Origin of the sequence: Leclercia adecarboxylata (genome assembly GCF_035787115.1) — a bacterium.
Taxonomy (GTDB): Bacteria; Pseudomonadota; Gammaproteobacteria; order Enterobacterales; family Enterobacteriaceae; genus Enterobacter; species Enterobacter adecarboxylatus_E.
Map to the genome: position 1 here is coordinate 120,516 of NZ_JALKTL010000002.1, position 17,085 is coordinate 137,600.

15 protein-coding genes are annotated in these 17,085 nt (G+C 56.3%); 4 read left to right on the forward strand and 11 right to left on the reverse strand.

Annotation, left to right across the window (positions count from 1 at the left end):
- Positions 1-49 precede the first annotated feature (49 nt).
- From MXM41_RS08015 to lolC, 6 genes are all read right to left on the reverse strand, one after another.
- Positions 50-355 (reverse strand): hypothetical protein, encoded by a 306-nt coding sequence (locus tag MXM41_RS08015; protein ID WP_325931015.1) that lies wholly within the window; start codon positions 353-355, stop codon positions 50-52.
- A 65-nt stretch (positions 356-420) separates the two neighbouring features.
- Positions 421-1,242, reverse strand: coding sequence for a Sir2 family NAD+-dependent deacetylase (cobB, locus tag MXM41_RS08020; RefSeq protein ID WP_325931016.1), 822 nt, complete (start codon positions 1,240-1,242; stop codon positions 421-423).
- A 15-nt stretch (positions 1,243-1,257) separates the two neighbouring features.
- On the reverse strand, positions 1,258-2,169 hold the full coding sequence (gene nagK / locus MXM41_RS08025; protein ID WP_325931017.1) for an N-acetylglucosamine kinase: 912 nt from the start codon (positions 2,167-2,169) through the stop codon (positions 1,258-1,260).
- 176 nt (positions 2,170-2,345) lie between these two features.
- Positions 2,346-3,590 carry a lipoprotein-releasing ABC transporter permease subunit LolE gene (gene lolE / locus MXM41_RS08030; RefSeq protein ID WP_325931019.1) on the reverse strand — a complete coding sequence of 415 codons (1,245 nt, stop codon included), beginning with the start codon at positions 3,588-3,590 and terminating at the stop codon, positions 2,346-2,348.
- The gene (lolD, locus tag MXM41_RS08035; RefSeq protein ID WP_325931020.1) at positions 3,590-4,291 is read right to left on the reverse strand and encodes a lipoprotein-releasing ABC transporter ATP-binding protein LolD; all 702 of its coding nucleotides are present in this window, start codon (positions 4,289-4,291) and stop codon (positions 3,590-3,592) included. Before lolD ends, lolE begins: the two co-directional genes overlap by 1 nt.
- On the reverse strand, positions 4,284-5,483 hold the full coding sequence (lolC, locus tag MXM41_RS08040; protein WP_325931022.1) for a lipoprotein-releasing ABC transporter permease subunit LolC: 1,200 nt from the start codon (positions 5,481-5,483) through the stop codon (positions 4,284-4,286). Before lolC ends, lolD begins: the two co-directional genes overlap by 8 nt.
- 270 nt (positions 5,484-5,753) lie before the next feature.
- Here lolC and MXM41_RS08045 point away from each other — a divergent pair, with 270 nt between their 5' ends.
- The 3 genes from MXM41_RS08045 (at position 5,754) to ldtC (ending at position 11,500) form a co-directional block, all read left to right on the forward strand.
- Complete coding sequence (locus MXM41_RS08045; protein ID WP_325931024.1) at positions 5,754-6,827, forward strand: acyltransferase family protein; 1,074 nt, start codon at positions 5,754-5,756, stop codon at positions 6,825-6,827.
- Positions 6,828-6,946: 119 nt separating this feature from the next.
- On the forward strand, positions 6,947-10,393 hold the full coding sequence (gene mfd, locus MXM41_RS08050) for a transcription-repair coupling factor (protein ID WP_325931025.1): 3,447 nt from the start codon (positions 6,947-6,949) through the stop codon (positions 10,391-10,393).
- 153 nt (positions 10,394-10,546) lie between these two features.
- On the forward strand, positions 10,547-11,500 hold the full coding sequence (gene ldtC, locus MXM41_RS08055) for a L,D-transpeptidase LdtC (RefSeq protein WP_325931028.1): 954 nt from the start codon (positions 10,547-10,549) through the stop codon (positions 11,498-11,500).
- A 77-nt stretch (positions 11,501-11,577) separates the two neighbouring features.
- Here the strand turns inward: ldtC and bhsA are convergent, their stop codons facing one another.
- Positions 11,578-11,835 carry a multiple stress resistance protein BhsA gene (gene bhsA, locus MXM41_RS08060; protein ID WP_325931030.1) on the reverse strand — a complete coding sequence of 86 codons (258 nt, stop codon included), beginning with the start codon at positions 11,833-11,835 and terminating at the stop codon, positions 11,578-11,580.
- A gap of 239 nt (positions 11,836-12,074) precedes the next feature.
- Here bhsA and MXM41_RS08065 point away from each other — a divergent pair, with 239 nt between their 5' ends.
- Entirely contained in the window at positions 12,075-12,710 is a 636-nt protein-coding gene (locus MXM41_RS08065) for a TetR/AcrR family transcriptional regulator (protein WP_325931032.1), read from the forward strand.
- Between the two features lie 493 nt (positions 12,711-13,203).
- Here MXM41_RS08065 and MXM41_RS08070 read toward each other — a convergent pair whose 3' ends face one another.
- From MXM41_RS08070 to nagZ, 4 genes are all read right to left on the reverse strand, one after another.
- The gene (locus MXM41_RS08070; RefSeq protein WP_325931034.1) at positions 13,204-13,743 is read right to left on the reverse strand and encodes a glycine zipper 2TM domain-containing protein; all 540 of its coding nucleotides are present in this window, start codon (positions 13,741-13,743) and stop codon (positions 13,204-13,206) included.
- 196 nt (positions 13,744-13,939) lie between these two features.
- The gene (locus MXM41_RS08075) at positions 13,940-15,244 is read right to left on the reverse strand and encodes an NAD(P)/FAD-dependent oxidoreductase (protein WP_325931905.1); all 1,305 of its coding nucleotides are present in this window, start codon (positions 15,242-15,244) and stop codon (positions 13,940-13,942) included.
- A gap of 233 nt (positions 15,245-15,477) precedes the next feature.
- A complete protein-coding gene (gene ycfP, locus MXM41_RS08080) occupies positions 15,478-16,020 on the reverse strand; it encodes an alpha/beta hydrolase YcfP (RefSeq protein WP_325931036.1) in 543 nt (180 codons plus the stop codon).
- A gap of 34 nt (positions 16,021-16,054) precedes the next feature.
- Positions 16,055-17,080: a beta-N-acetylhexosaminidase gene (nagZ, locus tag MXM41_RS08085; RefSeq protein WP_325931038.1), complete on the reverse strand. Its 1,026-nt coding sequence runs from the start codon at positions 17,078-17,080 to the stop codon at positions 16,055-16,057.
- Positions 17,081-17,085: the final 5 nt, after the last annotated feature.

The window sequence follows — 17,085 nt, forward strand, 5'->3', positions numbered from 1 at the left end:
TTGTCAGGGCTTTGCGGATATCTGGCGTTGATTCGTGCCGCTTAAATATTTACTCCGATATTTTTTGCAACGCGTCATCAATTTTGCCAACCACATACATCAGCGGCCTCCACAGCACGACCAGCGTAGCAATCGTGCCGAGCAGCTGCACATCGCCATGCGCAAGTTGCCCGGTAAACAGCAGGTATACCAGGTTAAATATACAAGAGCCAGCGGACACAATGCCGAGGTACAAAAAGAGAATGAACAGAATATTTCTACTGTCAGAAAGGCGAGGCAGGGAACACTGGCTCCACAGCCCTATCCCTAACGCCACAATAAAAATAATGGCCGATATAATTAGCGGGTTATCCATAACCTGTTCCTGTCGTTCCTTAAAAATTTGCGCGAAGAACGTCTGCTCTTCGCGCATTGTAGCGCTTACAATCCCTTAAGCAGCTTATCCACAAACTCCGGCACAACTTCGCTGGCCAGTCCGTAAGTTTTCTCTTCAAATTCGCTGCCGACCTGGCTCGGCTCGAGGTTCAGCTCAACCGTATGCGCCCCGTGCAGCTTCGCCTCGTGCACAAATCCCGCTGCCGGATAGACATGCCCGGAGGTGCCGATGGCGACAAACACATCTGCCATCGCCAGCGCGCTATATATCTCGTCCATTCCCAGCGGCATTTCGCCAAACCACACCACATGAGGGCGCAGCGGAGCCGGGAACTGGCAGCAGTGGCATTTGTCATCAAGGGTCACATCGCCGGTCCAGTTGAATACCTGGCCGCTGCTGGAACAGCGCACCTTCAGCAGTTCACCGTGCATATGAATCACGTTGCGGTTGCCCGCGCGTTCATGCAGGTTATCGATGTTCTGCGTCACCAGCAGAAACCGATCTCCCAGTGCCTCTTCGAGTTTAGCCAGCGCCAGATGCGCCGCGTTAGGGGCGATATCCGGTGACTGCAGCTGGCGGCGGCGGGCGTTGTAGAAGCTCTGCACCAGTTCCGGATTACGGGCAAAACCTTCCGGTGTCGCCACGTCTTCAACCCGATGCTCTTCCCACAACCCGTCGGTCGCGCGAAAGGTTCGAATGCCCGACTCTGCGGAAATCCCCGCCCCGGTCAGGACCAGTACTCTTGGTTTTTCCATCAATTCCGGCATTGCCACATCCTGGAAGAAAATTCGCTGGCGTAAGCGTTCACGCAAGCGGCGTTTGTTTTTGCGAAAACGGCTGAGTCGAAGCGACCGACGCGACAGCATAAAAACCTCGTATGGCTAGCGGGTGAGATGGAGGAATGCGGCGCCGCGCATTCCGCCGGCATCGCCATGGCGTGCGCGCTCAATGCGCGGGACGCGGGCAACCGGCAATAAATGACGCGGCAATCGTCCGGACAACCGTTCGGCGATAGCCGTAAAGTTTGATAATCCTCCGCCGATCACCAGCAGGTCAGGATCGACAATCGTCAGGATGTTACCCAGACAGACCGCCAGCAGATCGAGATACCGCTCGACGTGCTCAACGGCCTGCTCATCCCCCTGTTCCCACAGCGCGATGATTTCAGGTGCCTGACGTTTTTGATGATAGAAGTGTTCATAAAGCCATGCAAATCCACGGCCCGAGAGATAGTTCTCGATGCAGCCGTGCTGGCCGCAACCGCAGCGGATTAACGGGAAATCCCGCCCGACCACCTCCATCGCATCCACCGGTAGCCGGATATGGCCAAACTCGCCGGTGATATAGCTGCGCCCGGTCACCGGTTTGCCATCGACCACAATCCCGCCGCCGACGCCGGTGCCGAGGATAAGCCCCATCACCAGCGGATACTGGCGGAACTCATCATCCCAGGCTTCGGAGAGGGCAAAGCAGTTGGCATCATTGTCGAGGCGCACGTCGCGCTCAAGGAGGCGGGTCAGATCGGCGCGCAGCGGCTTGCCGCTGGCGGCGGGAACGTTGGCGGCATACAGCGTACCGTCGTCGGTTTCGGGCATCCCCGGAATGCCAATACCCACCGTGCCTTTTATGCCAAAGCGCTCATCGGCCTGGGCCACCAGCGCGGCAATGACGGTTAAAAATTCATCATAGCTTTCGCGGGGAGTGGGAACACGGGTTTCCCACTGCAGCTTAAGGTTGGTATCAAATACGCCCAGCGCGATTTTGGTGCCGCCAATATCAAATCCGTAATACATAGTGCATTCCTCTTTCTGATCCAGCGGCTATACACTTCATCCTTCAGGCTGCCTCTGCGTTGGCTGCGTCTGTTCATCCCAGTCACTTACCTGAGTAAGCTCATGGGGATTCTCAGACTTGCCGCCTTGATTCAGCCCGAATTATTGTGCGTATAAGACGATAAATCATGACGTAATTACTGGCCACTTAATACCCTCGCCGGATCAATTCGGCTTGCGCGACGCGCCGGATACCAGCTTGCCAGCAGACTCAGTAAAAGTGCCGTTACCAGCACATAAAAAACGTCCAGCCAGTGCAATTCAGACGGCAGGAAGTCAATAAAATAGATATCGCCCGACAGGAACTGATGGCCAATCAGGGCCTCAATACCGTTGATGATCGGCGTCAGCTGCAGCGACACCACCACCCCGATGACCACCCCGCACAGGCTGCCCAGCAGCCCTGCCAGCAGACCATACCAGACGAAAATGGCACGAATAAGACCGTCTTTCGCCCCGAGGGTACGCAGCACCGCAATGTCGCCGCTCTTGTCTTTCACCGCCATCACCAGGGTGGAGACGATGTTAAAGCAGGCCACGCCGATCACCAGCACCATCGCCAGGTACATGATGGCGCGGATCATCTGGATATCACGATACATATAACCGTAAGTGCCGATCCAGCTCTTGATGTAGACATAGCTGTCGATCACTTCCCCGGCGTCGCGCACCAGTTTGTTGGCGTTAAAGACGTCGTTAACCTTGATGGCGATCCCGGTGACGCTGCTGCCCATATCCAGATACTGGCGGGCATCTTCCAGCGGCACCATGGCAAAGCTGTGATCGAGCTGGCCGCTCAGTTGCAGAATACCGGTCACGTGCAGGCGCACGCGCTTCGGCTGCTGCAGCTTATGATCGGCGCTGGCGTTCGGGATCATGATCGACACCCAGTCGCCCTGCTTCACTTTCAGCGCATCGGCCACGCCCTTACCGATAATGATCTGCTGCTCGCCGGCTTTAAAGTTTGCCCATGCATCCTTCTGAATAAACTGTGGCAGCGCGCTGAGCTTCTCTTCCTGGCGCGAGTTTACCCCTTTCACCTGGATGGCGCGCAGGTTCGCGCCGCTCTCCACCAGCCCGGTAAAGTTGATATAGGGTGCGGCAGCGGCAACGCCCGACACCTTCTCCACTTTGTTCAGGGCGTCGTTCCAGTTATTCCACGGCTGGTTTACCGGCTCGATTTCGCCGTGTGGCACCACCGCCAGAATGCGGTTGTTCAGCTCGCGTTCAAAGCCGTTCATGGCGCTGAGGCCAACAATCAGCACCGCCACACCGAGCGCAATGCCAACGGTGGAGATGACAGAAATCAGCGACACCATGCCGCTGCGACGGCGGCCCCGGCTAAAGCGCAGACCGATGAGTAACGATAACGGTGAAGCCATCAATCTGCCCCCATAAGGGTCAGCTCGGTATTCAGATGACCGTCACGCATCTCCAGCTGGCGGGACATGCGTTTCGCCAGCTGCAGATCGTGGGTCACCACCAGAAATGCGGTGCCCTGGGAGGCATTCAGTTCGCCGAGGAGCTGGAAAATGCTGTCAGCGTTGCGGGCATCCAGGTTACCGGTCGGTTCATCCGCCAGCACCAGGCGCGGGTTGTTCACCAGCGCACGGGCAATTGCCACACGCTGGCGCTCGCCGCCAGAGAGCTCGGAAGGGCGGTGATTGCCGCGATGGCCCAGGCCGACCGCTTTCAGCATATCGCTAGCGCGGGCGTTAATTTCCGCCGGTTTCTTTTTGCCGATCAACAGCGGCATCGCCACGTTTTCCAGTGCCGTAAAATCGGGCAGCAGGTGGTGGAACTGGTAGATAAAGCCCAGCTCGCGGTTACGCAGATCGGCCTTGGCGCTTGATGACATGGTGCTCAGCGGCGTACCGGAGAACACCACGTCGCCCGAGGTTGGCGTATCCAGTCCGCCGAGCAGGTGCAGCAAGGTGCTTTTACCGGAGCCGGAAGTGCCGACGATCGCCATCATCTCCCCTTCCCCGACGCTGAAGCTGACATTGTGCAGGACATCCGTCTGCACCGTGCCTTCCTGATAGCGTTTGCACAGGTTGTCGCATTGCAACAGGATCTTATTCATAACGTAAAGCCTCAGCGGGTTGGGTGGCGGCAGCGCGCCAGGAAGGATAAAGCGTGGAGAGTAACGCGATGGCCATCGCAGCCAGCGCAATGCCGACTACCTGCAGCGGCTCAATAGCCACCGGCAGTGCCGCGCCGTCGAGCAACGCGCCGATAATCGGCATCAGGTTATTGAGCTGGCTGGCGAGCAGGGTGCCGAGTACCGCTCCAAGCAGTGCCCCGACGATCCCTGCGCTGGCGCCCTGTACCATAAAGACAGCCATGATCTGCCGCGGCGTCAGCCCCTGGGTTTGTAAAATCGCCACTTCACCCTGCTTCTCCATCACCATCAGGCCAAGCGAGGTAATAATGTTAAACGCGGCGACCGCCACAATCAGGCTCAGCAGCAGGCCCATCATGTTTTTTTCCATCCGCACGGCCTGGAACAGCTCGCCCTTACGTTCGCGCCAGTCCTGCCATTTGGTCCCTTCCGGCAGGGTTTGCTGGCTTAACACATCCACCTTCAGCGGCTCGTTGAGCCACAGACGCCAGCCGGTGATATTGCCGAGCGGGTAGCGCATCAGGCGCGACGCGTCCTGAATGTTGACCAGCATCTGGTAACCGTCCACTTCGCTGTTAGCGGCGAAGGTGCCGATCACGTTAAAAAGGCGCTGGCTCGGCAGACGTCCCATCGGGGTGAACTGGCTGGCAGAGGGCACCATTACGCGGAGCTGATCGCCGCGGTTGACGCCCAGCTGCCCGGCAAGCTGTTCACCGAGGATAACGTTGTACTGGCCGGGAGCCAGATCGGTCTGTTTGACGTTAACCAGGTAGGGCGTGAGCGGATCTTTTTGCGCCGGGTCGATGCCCAGCATCACTCCCACCGCCACGCTACGCGCGCTTTGCAGCACCACATCACCGGAGGTGATCGGCGCTACCCGGCTTACGCCCTGCAGCTTCACGGCACTTTCGGGAAGCTGCTGCGGGTTCACCGAGCCGTTGCCGGAGGAGAGGATCGCCTGCGGCATCAGCCCCAGAATGTTATTTTGCAGCTCGCGCTCAAAGCCGTTCATAACGGAGAGAACCGTCACCAGCGCCATCACGCCAAGCGTAATGCCAATGGTGGAAAGCCAGGAGACAAAGCGACCGAAGCGGTCCGCGGCGCGCCCACGCATATAACGCAGGCCTATGAATAGTGCGACAGGTTGGTACATGAAATCCGTCTGTTTGCTGATAGCAGACCCACGAGTATATAAGCGAATCCGCTAAGGGTAAATGACTGAAACCGTAAGCTTTGCTTACCATTTGTCTGAAAAAGCACGGTAAATCAGCGCAATACTCTCTCCCATAAGAAGCCCAGGCACTCGCTGTTATTTGCAGTTTTTCTGAAAATCATCCGGATACAGACTCTTACCCGTTACATCCTGACTGCCCCCCAACACACTTACCCGTTCGATTAAGGTCACAACAGGATCCGGTAAGCGATGAAACAAAAAACATTATGGATTAACCAGATAAAGGGGCTTTGTATCTGCCTGGTGGTGATTTACCACTCGGTGATCACCTTTTATCCGCATCTGAACGCGCTGCATTCGCCGCTGTCGGCGCTGCTCGCCAAATGCTGGGTCTATTTCAATCTCTATCTCGCCCCGTTTCGTATGCCGGTGTTTTTCTTTATTTCGGGTTATTTAATCCGCCGCTATATCGATGATGTGAGCTGGAAAAGCAGCCTCGACAAGCGGCTGTGGAGCATTGTCTGGGTCCTTTTGCTGTGGGGAGTATTGCAGTGGCAGGCGCTGACCCACCTCAACGCCTGGCTGGCTCCGGAGCGCGAGCTGAATACTACCTCTAACGCCGCCTATGCCGACTCGCCGACCGGCTTTATCTCCGGGATGCTCACCGCCAGCACCAGCCTGTGGTATCTCTATGCCCTGGTGGTCTATTTCACTCTTTGCAAACTGCTGAGCCGCTGGAGAGTGCCGCTGATCGGACTGCTGGCGCTGGCCAGTATCGCCATCAACTTTATGCCGCTGCCGTGGTGGGGAATGAACAGCGTGGTACGCAATATGATTTATTACAGCCTGGGCGCCTGGTACGGCGTGCAGCTGATGGCCTGGATGCAGGCCAGGGTGTGGCGGCGGGACTGGCTGGCGATTGAGGCTTTCGCGGCGGTGTCCGTTGTGCTGTGGTTCGCCAACGTTCCCCTGCCGCTGTCGCTGCTGTCAATTTTAGCGATTATGACCCTGTTTTACCGCCTTGAGCAGCGCTACGCCGTCGGGCCTGACAATCTGCTTAACGTGATTGGCTCCAACACCATTGCGATTTACACCACCCATCGCATCCTTATCGAAGGGGTGAGCCTGTTCTTAATTCACGAGCTGAATGGTGGCGCCTGGCCGGTGTGGGCTGAGCTGACGCTGGTGCTGTTCTATCCCTTTGCCAGCCTGCTGCTCTGCACGCTGGTGGGGCTGGGCGCCCGTAAACTTTCAAGCGCGGTGGCCGGAGATATTTTCTTTACCCCGCCGGCCCGCCTGACGCTGGTTCAGGCGACACGCTAGCGCCCCAGTGGAGACCTCATTTACCCAGCGTGCGGTTACGGTTTGCTAATGTAAAACGATCGCGGATAATAAAGACATTGTGTATCAGTGATATGCCCATAAGAGATCCTGACAAAGCCATGCCTGAACAAAATCGTTTTTCACTGCCCGGCAAAGCGGGCGACCAACGCCAGTTGGGTGAACTGACCGGGGCAGCCTGCGCCACGCTGGTTGCGGAAATTGCAGAGCGTCATCAGGGCCCGGTGGTGCTGGTCGCGCCGGACATGCAAAACGCCCTTCGCCTGCATGATGAGATCCGCCAGTTCACCGATCAGCTGGTCACCAGCCTTGCCGACTGGGAGACGCTGCCGTATGACAGCTTCTCGCCGCACCAGGAGATCATCTCCTCTCGCCTTTCCACGCTGTATCAGCTGCCCTCCATGCAGCGCGGCGTGCTGATTGTGCCGGTCAATACCCTGATGCAGCGGGTCTGTCCGCACAGCTATCTGCACGGTCACGCCCTGGTGATGAAAAAAGGTCAGCGCCTCTCAAGGGATGGCCTGCGCGTGCAGCTCGACAGCGCGGGCTATCGCCATGTCGATCAGGTGATGGAGCACGGAGAGTACGCGACCCGCGGCGCCCTGCTCGACCTCTACCCGATGGGCAGTGAACAACCTTATCGTCTGGATTTCTTCGATGATGAAATTGACAGCCTGCGCCTGTTTGATGCCGATACCCAGCGCACGCTGGAGGAAGTGGAGGCCATCAACCTGCTACCGGCTCATGAATTCCCGACTGACAAAACCGCCATTGAACTGTTCCGCAGCCAGTGGCGCGATAAGTTTGACGTCAAGCGTGACGCCGAACATATCTACCAGCAGGTGAGTAAAGGCACTCTGCCTTCGGGCATTGAGTACTGGCAGCCCCTGTTCTTCAGCGAGCCGCTGCCTGCCCTGTTCAGCTATTTCCCGGCTAACACGCTGGTGCTGAACACCGGCGATCTGGAGAGCAGCGCCAGCCGGTTTGAGAGTGAAACCCGCGCGCGCTTTGAGAACCGCGGCGTCGATCCGATGCGCCCGCTGCTGGAGCCTGAATTACTGTGGCTGCGCACTGACGAGCTGTTCAGCGAGCTGAAACGCTGGCCGCGCGTGCAGCTTAAAACCGAAAGCCTGGCGGACAAGGCCGCTAACACCAACCTGGCCTATCAGGCGCTGCCGGATCTCGCGGTGCAGGCGCAGAATAAATCGCCGCTGGATAACCTGCGTAAATTCCTCGAATCCTTTACCGGCCCGGTGATCTTCTCCGTCGAAAGTGAAGGGCGTCGTGAGGCACTGGGCGAGCTGCTCAGCCGTATTAAGGTGTCGCCGAAGCGGATCCTGCGTCTTGATGAGGCCAGCGGCAGCGGACGCTATCTGATGATCGGTGCCGCCGAACATGGGTTTATTGACACGCTGAATAATCTGGCACTGATCTGCGAGAGCGATCTGCTGGGTGAGCGCGTGGCGCGCCGCCGTCAGGACAGCCGCCGCACCATCAACCCGGACACGCTGATCCGCAACCTGGCGGAGCTGCACCCCGGCCAGCCGATTGTTCATCTGGAGCATGGCGTAGGGCGTTACGCGGGGATGACCACGCTGGAAGCAGGCGGTATCAAGGGTGAATACCTGATGCTGATGTACGCCAACGACGCCAAACTCTATGTGCCCGTCTCGTCCCTGCATCTGATCAGCCGCTACGCGGGCGGTGCAGAAGAGAACGCCCCGCTGCACAAACTCGGCGGCGACGCCTGGGCGCGGGCGCGGCAAAAAGCGGCGGAAAAAGTGCGAGATGTGGCGGCGGAGCTGCTGGACATCTACGCCCAGCGCGCGGCAAAGGCGGGCTATGCGTTCAAACATAATAAAGAGCAGTACCAGCTCTTTTGCGACAGCTTCCCGTTTGAAACGACGCCGGACCAGGCTCAGGCAATCAATGCCGTGCTGAGCGACATGTGCCAGCCGCTGGCGATGGACCGCCTGGTCTGTGGCGACGTAGGCTTCGGTAAAACCGAAGTGGCGATGCGCGCCACCTTCCTTGCGGTAGAGAACAACAAGCAGGTGGCGGTGCTGGTACCGACCACCCTGCTGGCGCAGCAGCATTATGATAACTTCCGCGATCGCTTTGCCAACTGGCCGGTGCGCATCGAGATGATGTCGCGTTTTCGCAGCGCCAAAGAGCAGGCGCAGATTCTGGAGCAGGCAAGCGAAGGCAAGATCGATATCCTGATCGGTACCCACAAGCTGCTGCAGAGCGACGTGAAGTGGAAAGATCTGGGGCTGCTGATTGTCGATGAGGAGCACCGTTTCGGCGTGCGTCACAAGGAGCGCATTAAAGCGATGCGCGCTGACGTCGATATCCTTACCCTCACCGCCACGCCGATCCCGCGAACCCTGAATATGGCGATGAGCGGCATGCGCGATCTGTCGATTATCGCCACCCCACCTGCCCGTCGTCTGGCGGTAAAAACCTTTGTCCGGGAATACGATAACCTGGTGGTGCGCGAGGCAATCCTGCGTGAGGTGCTGCGTGGCGGTCAGGTTTACTATCTTTACAACGATGTGGAGAACATTCAGAAAGCAGCCGACCGGCTGGCAGAGCTGGTGCCGGAAGCGCGCATTGCTATCGGTCACGGTCAGATGCGCGAGCGCGAGCTGGAACGGGTGATGAACGATTTTCACCACCAGCGTTTTAATGTGCTGGTCTGTACCACAATCATCGAAACAGGTATCGATATCCCTACCGCCAACACCATTATTATTGAGCGTGCGGATCACTTCGGCCTGGCGCAGCTCCACCAGCTGCGCGGCCGCGTCGGGCGTTCGCACCATCAGGCCTACGCCTGGCTGATGACCCCACACCCGAAAGCGATGACCCCCGATGCGCAGAAGCGTCTTGAAGCCATCGCCTCACTGGAAGATCTGGGCGCCGGTTTTGCGCTGGCGACTCACGACCTGGAGATCCGCGGCGCGGGGGAACTGCTCGGGGAAGATCAGAGCGGCTCGATGGAGACCATCGGTTTCTCTCTCTATATGGAACTGCTGGAAAACGCCGTTGATGCCCTGAAGGCAGGGCGTGAACCCTCGCTGGAAGATCTCACCAGCCAGCAAACGGAAGTGGAACTGCGGATGCCGTCCCTGCTCCCGGATGATTTTATCCCGGACGTCAACACCCGCCTGTCGTTCTACAAACGCATCGCCAGCGCCAAAGACGAAGCCAGTCTTGAGGAGATTAAGGTGGAGCTGATCGACCGCTTTGGCCTGCTGCCGGATGCGGCGCGTAACCTGTTGGCAATCGCCCGTTTACGCCAGCAGGCGCAAAAACTGGGGATCCGCAAGCTGGAAGGGAACGAAAAAGGTGGCATGATTGAGTTTGCCGAGAAGAACCATGTCGATCCGATGTGGCTGATTGGCCTGCTGCAGAAACAGCCCCAGCACTATCGACTTGATGGGCCCACGCGCCTGAAATTCACCCAGGATCTGGCGGAACGAAAAATCCGCATGGACTGGGTGTGCAACTTTATGCGCCAGCTAGAAGAGAACGCCGTAGCCTGATCCTTCGCCGGGCAACCTCCTGGTCGCCCGGCCCGCTTTTCCCCGCAATTTACAACTCTTTGCAATACGCCTGGACTTCCCGACACACCCATTCGCCATAATTATCTATTAACGTTCAGATAATAATAATCTTTATTGCTATGGATTCTGGTGATGATAAAAACGTCGCGTTTTACCCGTTGGATATCTCTGTTTGCGCTTCTCGCGGCCGTGGCTCTTGCCCTGCCCGTCAGGGCTAACACCTGGCCCCTGCCCCAGCCTGGCAGCCGATTAGTGGGCGAAAATCGTTTTCATGTGGTGGAAAACGATGGCGGATCGCTGGAAGCGATTGCCAAAAAGTATAACGTCGGTTTTCTGGCGCTGCTGCAGGCTAACCCGGGCGTCGATCCCTATGTTCCCCGCGCAGGCAGCGTCCTGACCATTCCGTTACAGACCCTGCTCCCGGATGCCCCGCGGGAAGGCATTGTGATTAACCTGGCTGAGCTGCGTCTCTATTATTATCCGCCGGGTAAAAATGAGGTCACGGTTTATCCCATCGGCATTGGCCAGCTGGGGGGCGATACCCTGACGCCCACGATGGTGACCACGGTGTCGGACAAACGGGCTAACCCCACCTGGACGCCTACCGCCAACATCCGCGCCCGCTATAAAGCCCAGGGGATCGATCTGCCTGCGGTAGTGCCAGCCGGCCCGGATAACCCGATGGGTCATCACGCTATTCGTCTGGCGGCCTACGGTGGGGTTTATCTGCTGCACGGCACCAATGCCGATTTTGGCATCGGCATGCGCGTCAGCTCCGGCTGCATTCGCCTGCGGGACAACGACATCGAGACGCTGTTCCGCGTCATCCAGCCGGGTACCAAAGTGAATATCATGAATACGCCGATCAAGGTGTCAGAAGAGCCTGGCGGCGTACGTCTGGTGGAAGTGCATCAACCCTTGTCGAAACAGCTGAATGACGATCCGCAGACCCTGCCGATTGTGTTAAATGCCGCGCAGCAGGGCTTCAGAGCCAGCGCCGACGAGGTGGTGATGGAGCGCGCTATGGAAGCGCGTTCGGGTATGCCGGTGGATGTGACGCCCCATCCTGTCGCCCGGTCGATTTAGGCTTTACCGATAAAAAAACGCTCTGCACAGGCAGAGCGTTTTTTTTCGCAGTGGCATAAATGAGGGTTAAGCCATGCTTATTTGTAGATCACCGCAGTACCGTGCAGGTTGTTCGGGCCAGTCACGGAGGTAATACGGAAAGATTTCGCCCCCATTTCATCCGCTTTTTGCGCTAACTGGCTTTCCAGAGAGCCCAGGTTAGTCCCACCATTGGCGGCGATAGTGCCCATTTTTTGTTGATCGGCAGGGGTAGACTGAACCTCAACCGCAGCGAAGCTGGCAAAGGAGAGAGAGCTCAGTACAGCGGCGGCAATCAGTGTTTTTACGTTTTTCATAATAAGGACCTTTTGCAAGTGAACGGGATGTCGTAATTAACTTAACGATCGATAACAAAATGATAGATGTGATCTGCATCACACGTCAATTTATTTTTATAACGATCATTAAAATAATTTTAAAAACGTTTAAATTCATATTGATATGATGCATCAATTTTTATCGATGCAGCGCTGGCTGTGGAAAGGGATTATTTTTATAATGGTCGTTCAACAAACCAACTGAGGTACAACGGCTCATGACAACCGACGACACGCGTTGCGAAAAGAAAAGCCGTGGCCGACCAAAAGTGTTCGACAGGGAAGCGGCGCTGGATAAGGCCATGACGCTGTTCTGGCAGCATGGGTATGAAGCTACATCGCTGGCAGACCTGGTTGCCGCGACGGGGGCGAAAGCGCCCACGCTGTATGCAGAATTTACCAATAAAGAGGGGCTATTCCGGGCGGTACTGGATCGCTATATCAGCCGTTTCGCCGCCCGCCACGAAGCGCAGCTGTTTTGCGAAGAGAAGCCCGTCGAACGTGCGCTGGAAGACTACTTCACCACGGTGGCGACCTGCTTTACCAGCAAAGATACGCCTGCGGGCTGTTTTATGATTAACACCTCGGCTACCCTTGCGGCCTCTTCAGAAGAGATTGCCCATACGGTGAAGTCTCGCCATGCTATGCAGGAGGAGACGCTGTGCCGATTTTTACAGCAGCGTAAGCAGCGCGGTGAGATCCCGGAGCAGTGCGACCCGCAGAAACTTGCCCAGTATCTGAGCTGCGTTTTGCAGGGCATGTCGATCAGTGCCCGCGAAGGCGCCAGCCTGGAAAAACTGCAGACCATTACGCACATTACCCTGCGTCTGTGGCCTGAACTACTGAAAGTCTGATTATCAGGGCGGTCCGCCGCCCTTATCCCGCCTCTTGTCACTGCAGCTTCCGCTATACTTCATCTAAAGCCAGGTAAAAAAATTATCGCACCGGTTCTGCCGGTTGCTATCCTTAAATGTGTGATTATTGATGTGCTAATGATTAGGCGCATTAGTTATGACGGAGACGCTCTGGCTATTCACATTCAGAAGGAGAATAAACATGATTTTGCTATTACCTTTATTCAAGGTATTAATAGTGATTACATTGTTATTCGGTCTCTGGGTCTTATGTGGTGGATCAGTTCTATTTGCCTTTCTTTCCGTACTGATAACGGGATTTATGTTACTGCGCCAGTATAACGAATTTGACCTGTAACCACGTTCACCCTGAAGCCCCATGAAAGACCTTAGTTCTGGCGCAACCAGCGCAGGTGTTAAGGTCTTTTTTTATGGACAAAAAAAGCTCCCCAGCCTGAGCGAATGGGGAGCTAAATGCAGAGAACAGATTTTTTTATACTTTGTTATTCAGTACCAGCTGACCGTCGCTATTAAGCGGGATCTGGCTGCCGGGATCTTTATCCATGCGGATCTTGCCCTGCTGGTCGCCAATTTTGTAGGTCACATCGTAGCCCAGCATTTTTTCTGACTTGTCATATACTGTCTTACAGCGCTGTTGGGTGGTGGTGTAAGTATCCCGCTCCTGCAACGCCCCCTGAGCCTGATTGCCTGCGTATCCGCCACCCAGGGCCCCTACAACCGTTGCGACATCTTTCCCGCGGCCACCGCCAAACTGGTGACCAATCACCCCGCCGGCTACCGCACCCAGCACCGAACCGGCGATGCGGTTTTCATCCTGTACAGGGCGGCGATGCGTTACGGTTACATTCCGGCACTCCTGACGCGGGGTTTTTACCGTCTCTTTAATAGGTGTAGCCGAAACCACCTGCGCATATTGTGGGCCACGTTCAAAAACATTAAGACTGGCTACTGCCGCCACACCTAATGCGGCGACCACGCCAATCCCTATACCTGCCACCATGGATTTATTCATGTGACGACTCCTTTTTGTTGCTATTAGTAACAATTCTGCAACCAATGATGTGCGCAAGCAAATCAGAGAAAGGACTAAAAATGTGGGAACAAGCGCAAAACGGGCCGGTTTAGGAGGACTCTTAGGCCGCCAGAGCGCAATTGGCAGGATGATATGCTGAATAAGCCCCTCCACTGGATGCGGAGGGGCGTAGGTCTTAATGCAGTTTCAGTCGCGGTCTGATCACACGGTTGATACTGCCCACTACCATCATCAGGCCGGTTTTAAAGTAACCGTGCAGCGCAACCTGGTGCATACGGTACAGGGAGATATAGACGAAGCGGGCAATGCGCCCTTCTACCATCATCGAACCGCGCATCAGGTTCCCCATCAGGCTGCCGACGGTGGAGAAATTCGAGAGCGAAACCAGTGAACCATGATCTTTATAGACATAGTTCTTCAGCGTTTTGCCTTTCGCCTGCGCCAGAATGTTATGCAGCGCCAGGCTGGCCATCTGGTGTGCGGCCTGGGCGCGCGGTGGCACGAATCCACCTTCCGGGCGTGCGCAGGAGGCACAGTCGCCGATAGCATAGATGTCCGGGTCACGGGTGGTTTGCAGTGTCGGCTCAACCACCAGCTGATTAATACGGTTGGTTTCCAGCCCACCGATCTCTTTCATGAAATCAGGCGCTTTGATCCCCGCCGCCCAGACCATCAGATCGGCTTTGATGTGTTCGCCATCTTTGGTGTTCAGGCCATGCTCATCGGCGCTGGTCACCATCGTCTGGGTCAGGACACGCACGCCCAGCTTGGTCAGTTCGCTGTGTGCGGCACTGGAAATACGCGGCGGTAACGCAGGCAGAATACGCTCGCCCGCTTCCACCAGCGTCACGTTGAGCGCGTCGTTGGTTAAACCTTTATAGCCGTAACTGTGCAGCTGTTTTACCGCGTTGTGCAGCTCCGCCGAGAGCTCAACGCCCGTCGCACCGCCACCAACGATAGCGATATTGACCTTGCCGCTTGCGCCGAGGTTATTGGAGTATTTCAGGAACAGGTTCAGCATTTCCTGATGGAAACGTCGTGCCTGGTGCGGGTTGTCGAGGAAGATACAGTGCTCTTTTACGCCTGGTGTGTTGAAGTCATTGGAAGTGCTGCCCAGCGCCATTACCAGCGTGTCATACGCCAGCTTGCGCTCCGGCACCAGCAGCTCGCCCTTCTCGTCTCGCAGCTCTGCCAGGGTGATGGTTTTGCTTTCACGGTTGATATCTACCACCGATCCCAGCTGGAACTGAAAACCGTGGTTGCGCGCATGCGCCAGATAGCTCAGCGCGTCTACGCCCTCATCCAGAGAACCGGTGGCAACTTCGTGCAGTAGCGGTTTCCACAGGTGGCTGTGGTTGCGGTCGACGAGGGTAACTTTGGCTTTTTTACCGCGTCCGAGCTTTTTACCCAGCTGCGTAGCCAGCTCCAGCCCGCCGGCGCCGCCGCCCACAATCACTATCTTTTTCAATGGCGTAGTCAACATGACCCCCTAAATTATTAACCAATTGTTAACTAAAAGTTATTAAAATAACCTTTAATTAACAACAGGTTACAGCACTGAAACCATTCAACCGTCTTGAGAATAACATGTTCGGTGCATTGGTCATACCAAAATTGATGTGCATCAAGTTTTGCCGCTTAAAATTTACCCAAGCTTAGCAAAAAGAAAGCCCGGCTCACTTAGCGTGGCCGGGCCTGGTTGAAAAATGAGCCTTATCCTAAGGTCTTGAACGCTTTGATGCGCTGCAGATGGGGAGCAATATTCTTGAACTTATGCGTCTGTTCTTCATCCCAGACGATTTCGTAGTAATGATGCAGCAGCTCCGCTGCGCGCGGGCTGTTGAGCGCCTCATCGTTGCGGGAGAGGATCACCAGGCAACGATCGCGGTTTTTCTCACGGAAATTGCTCACGCACTTGGTTGCAATATCAATATACTCTTCCGGCCTGTCGATTTTGCCTTCCATGTTCTCATTCGGAAACAGGTTCGGATTGAACATTACCTGGCGAATATCACACAGGAAGCCAATACGCTCAGCCCAGTACCCCCCCAGACCGACGCCACAAATCAACGGGCGGTCATCAACGTTCAGTTGCAGCATTTTGTCCACTTCTTTCAGCAGATGCTGCATATCATGTTTCGGATGGCGCGTGCTGTAACTAATCAGCCGCACATCCGGATCGATAAACTGCAGCTGCAGTACTTTCTCGTGATTGCCGGGACTGTTCGAATCAAAACCGTGCAAATAGATGATCATCGTATCCTCGCCACACTACGCTTGTCAGGAGGGATTACTGCCCCGCTTTATGCGCTTCCCAGCGTTCATGAAGTGCCTCAAGTTGCGCTGTAACGGTTTTCCAGCGTGCTGAATCCCGCAGCTCCTGACGGCTAAAAGAACCTTTATGATACAATTGCGTAACACGTTCAGCCTTGATCGGCGACAGGTTATCTAACACGCTCACCGCGCCTTTACGATTATTGCAGACCAGGATCATATCGCAACCCGCATCCAGCGATGCCTGACCGCGCTCCGCATAGCTGCCCATGATCGCCGCCCCTTCCATCGACAGATCGTCAGAAAAAATCACGCCGTTGAATCCCATCTCCTGACGCAAAACGGTTTTCAACCAGTGCGGTGAGCCGCTGGCCGGACGCGGATCGACGTCGGTATAAATGACATGCGCAGGCATGATGGCGTCGAGCTTGTTGTCGCTGATAAGCGATTTGAAAATCGACATGTCCCTGGCGCGGATCTCAGCCTGTGGCCGTGGGTCGCGCGGGGTCTCTTTGTGGGAATCCGCCGTGACGGCCCCATGACCCGGGAAATGTTTACCGGTGGCTTTCATCCCGGCGTCATGCATCCCGTCGATAAAGCGGGTTGCCATCTGCAGCGCCTTCTGCGGTTCGTCGTGGTACGCCCGCTCGCCGATGGCGGCGCTGATATGGCCGACATCCAGCACCGGGGCGAAGCTGATATCAATATCCATGGCAATCATTTCACTGGCCATCAGCCAGCCGGCCTCCTGCGCCAGTTTACCGCCCTCTTCCAGTCCGAGCAGTGCCGCAAACGACTGGGCAGCAGGCAGACGGGTAAAACCGTTGCGGAATCGCTGCACGCGGCCCCCCTCCTGATCCACCGCCACCACCAGCCGGTGATGTGAGGCGGCACGGATCTGGCGTACCAGCTCACGCAACTGCGCCGGATCGTGATAATTACGCGTAAACAGGATCAGGCCACCCACCAGCGGGTGCGCCAGAATTTCGCGCTCCTCCGCATCCAGCTCATAACCTTCCACATCCAACATGACCGGACCCACACAAA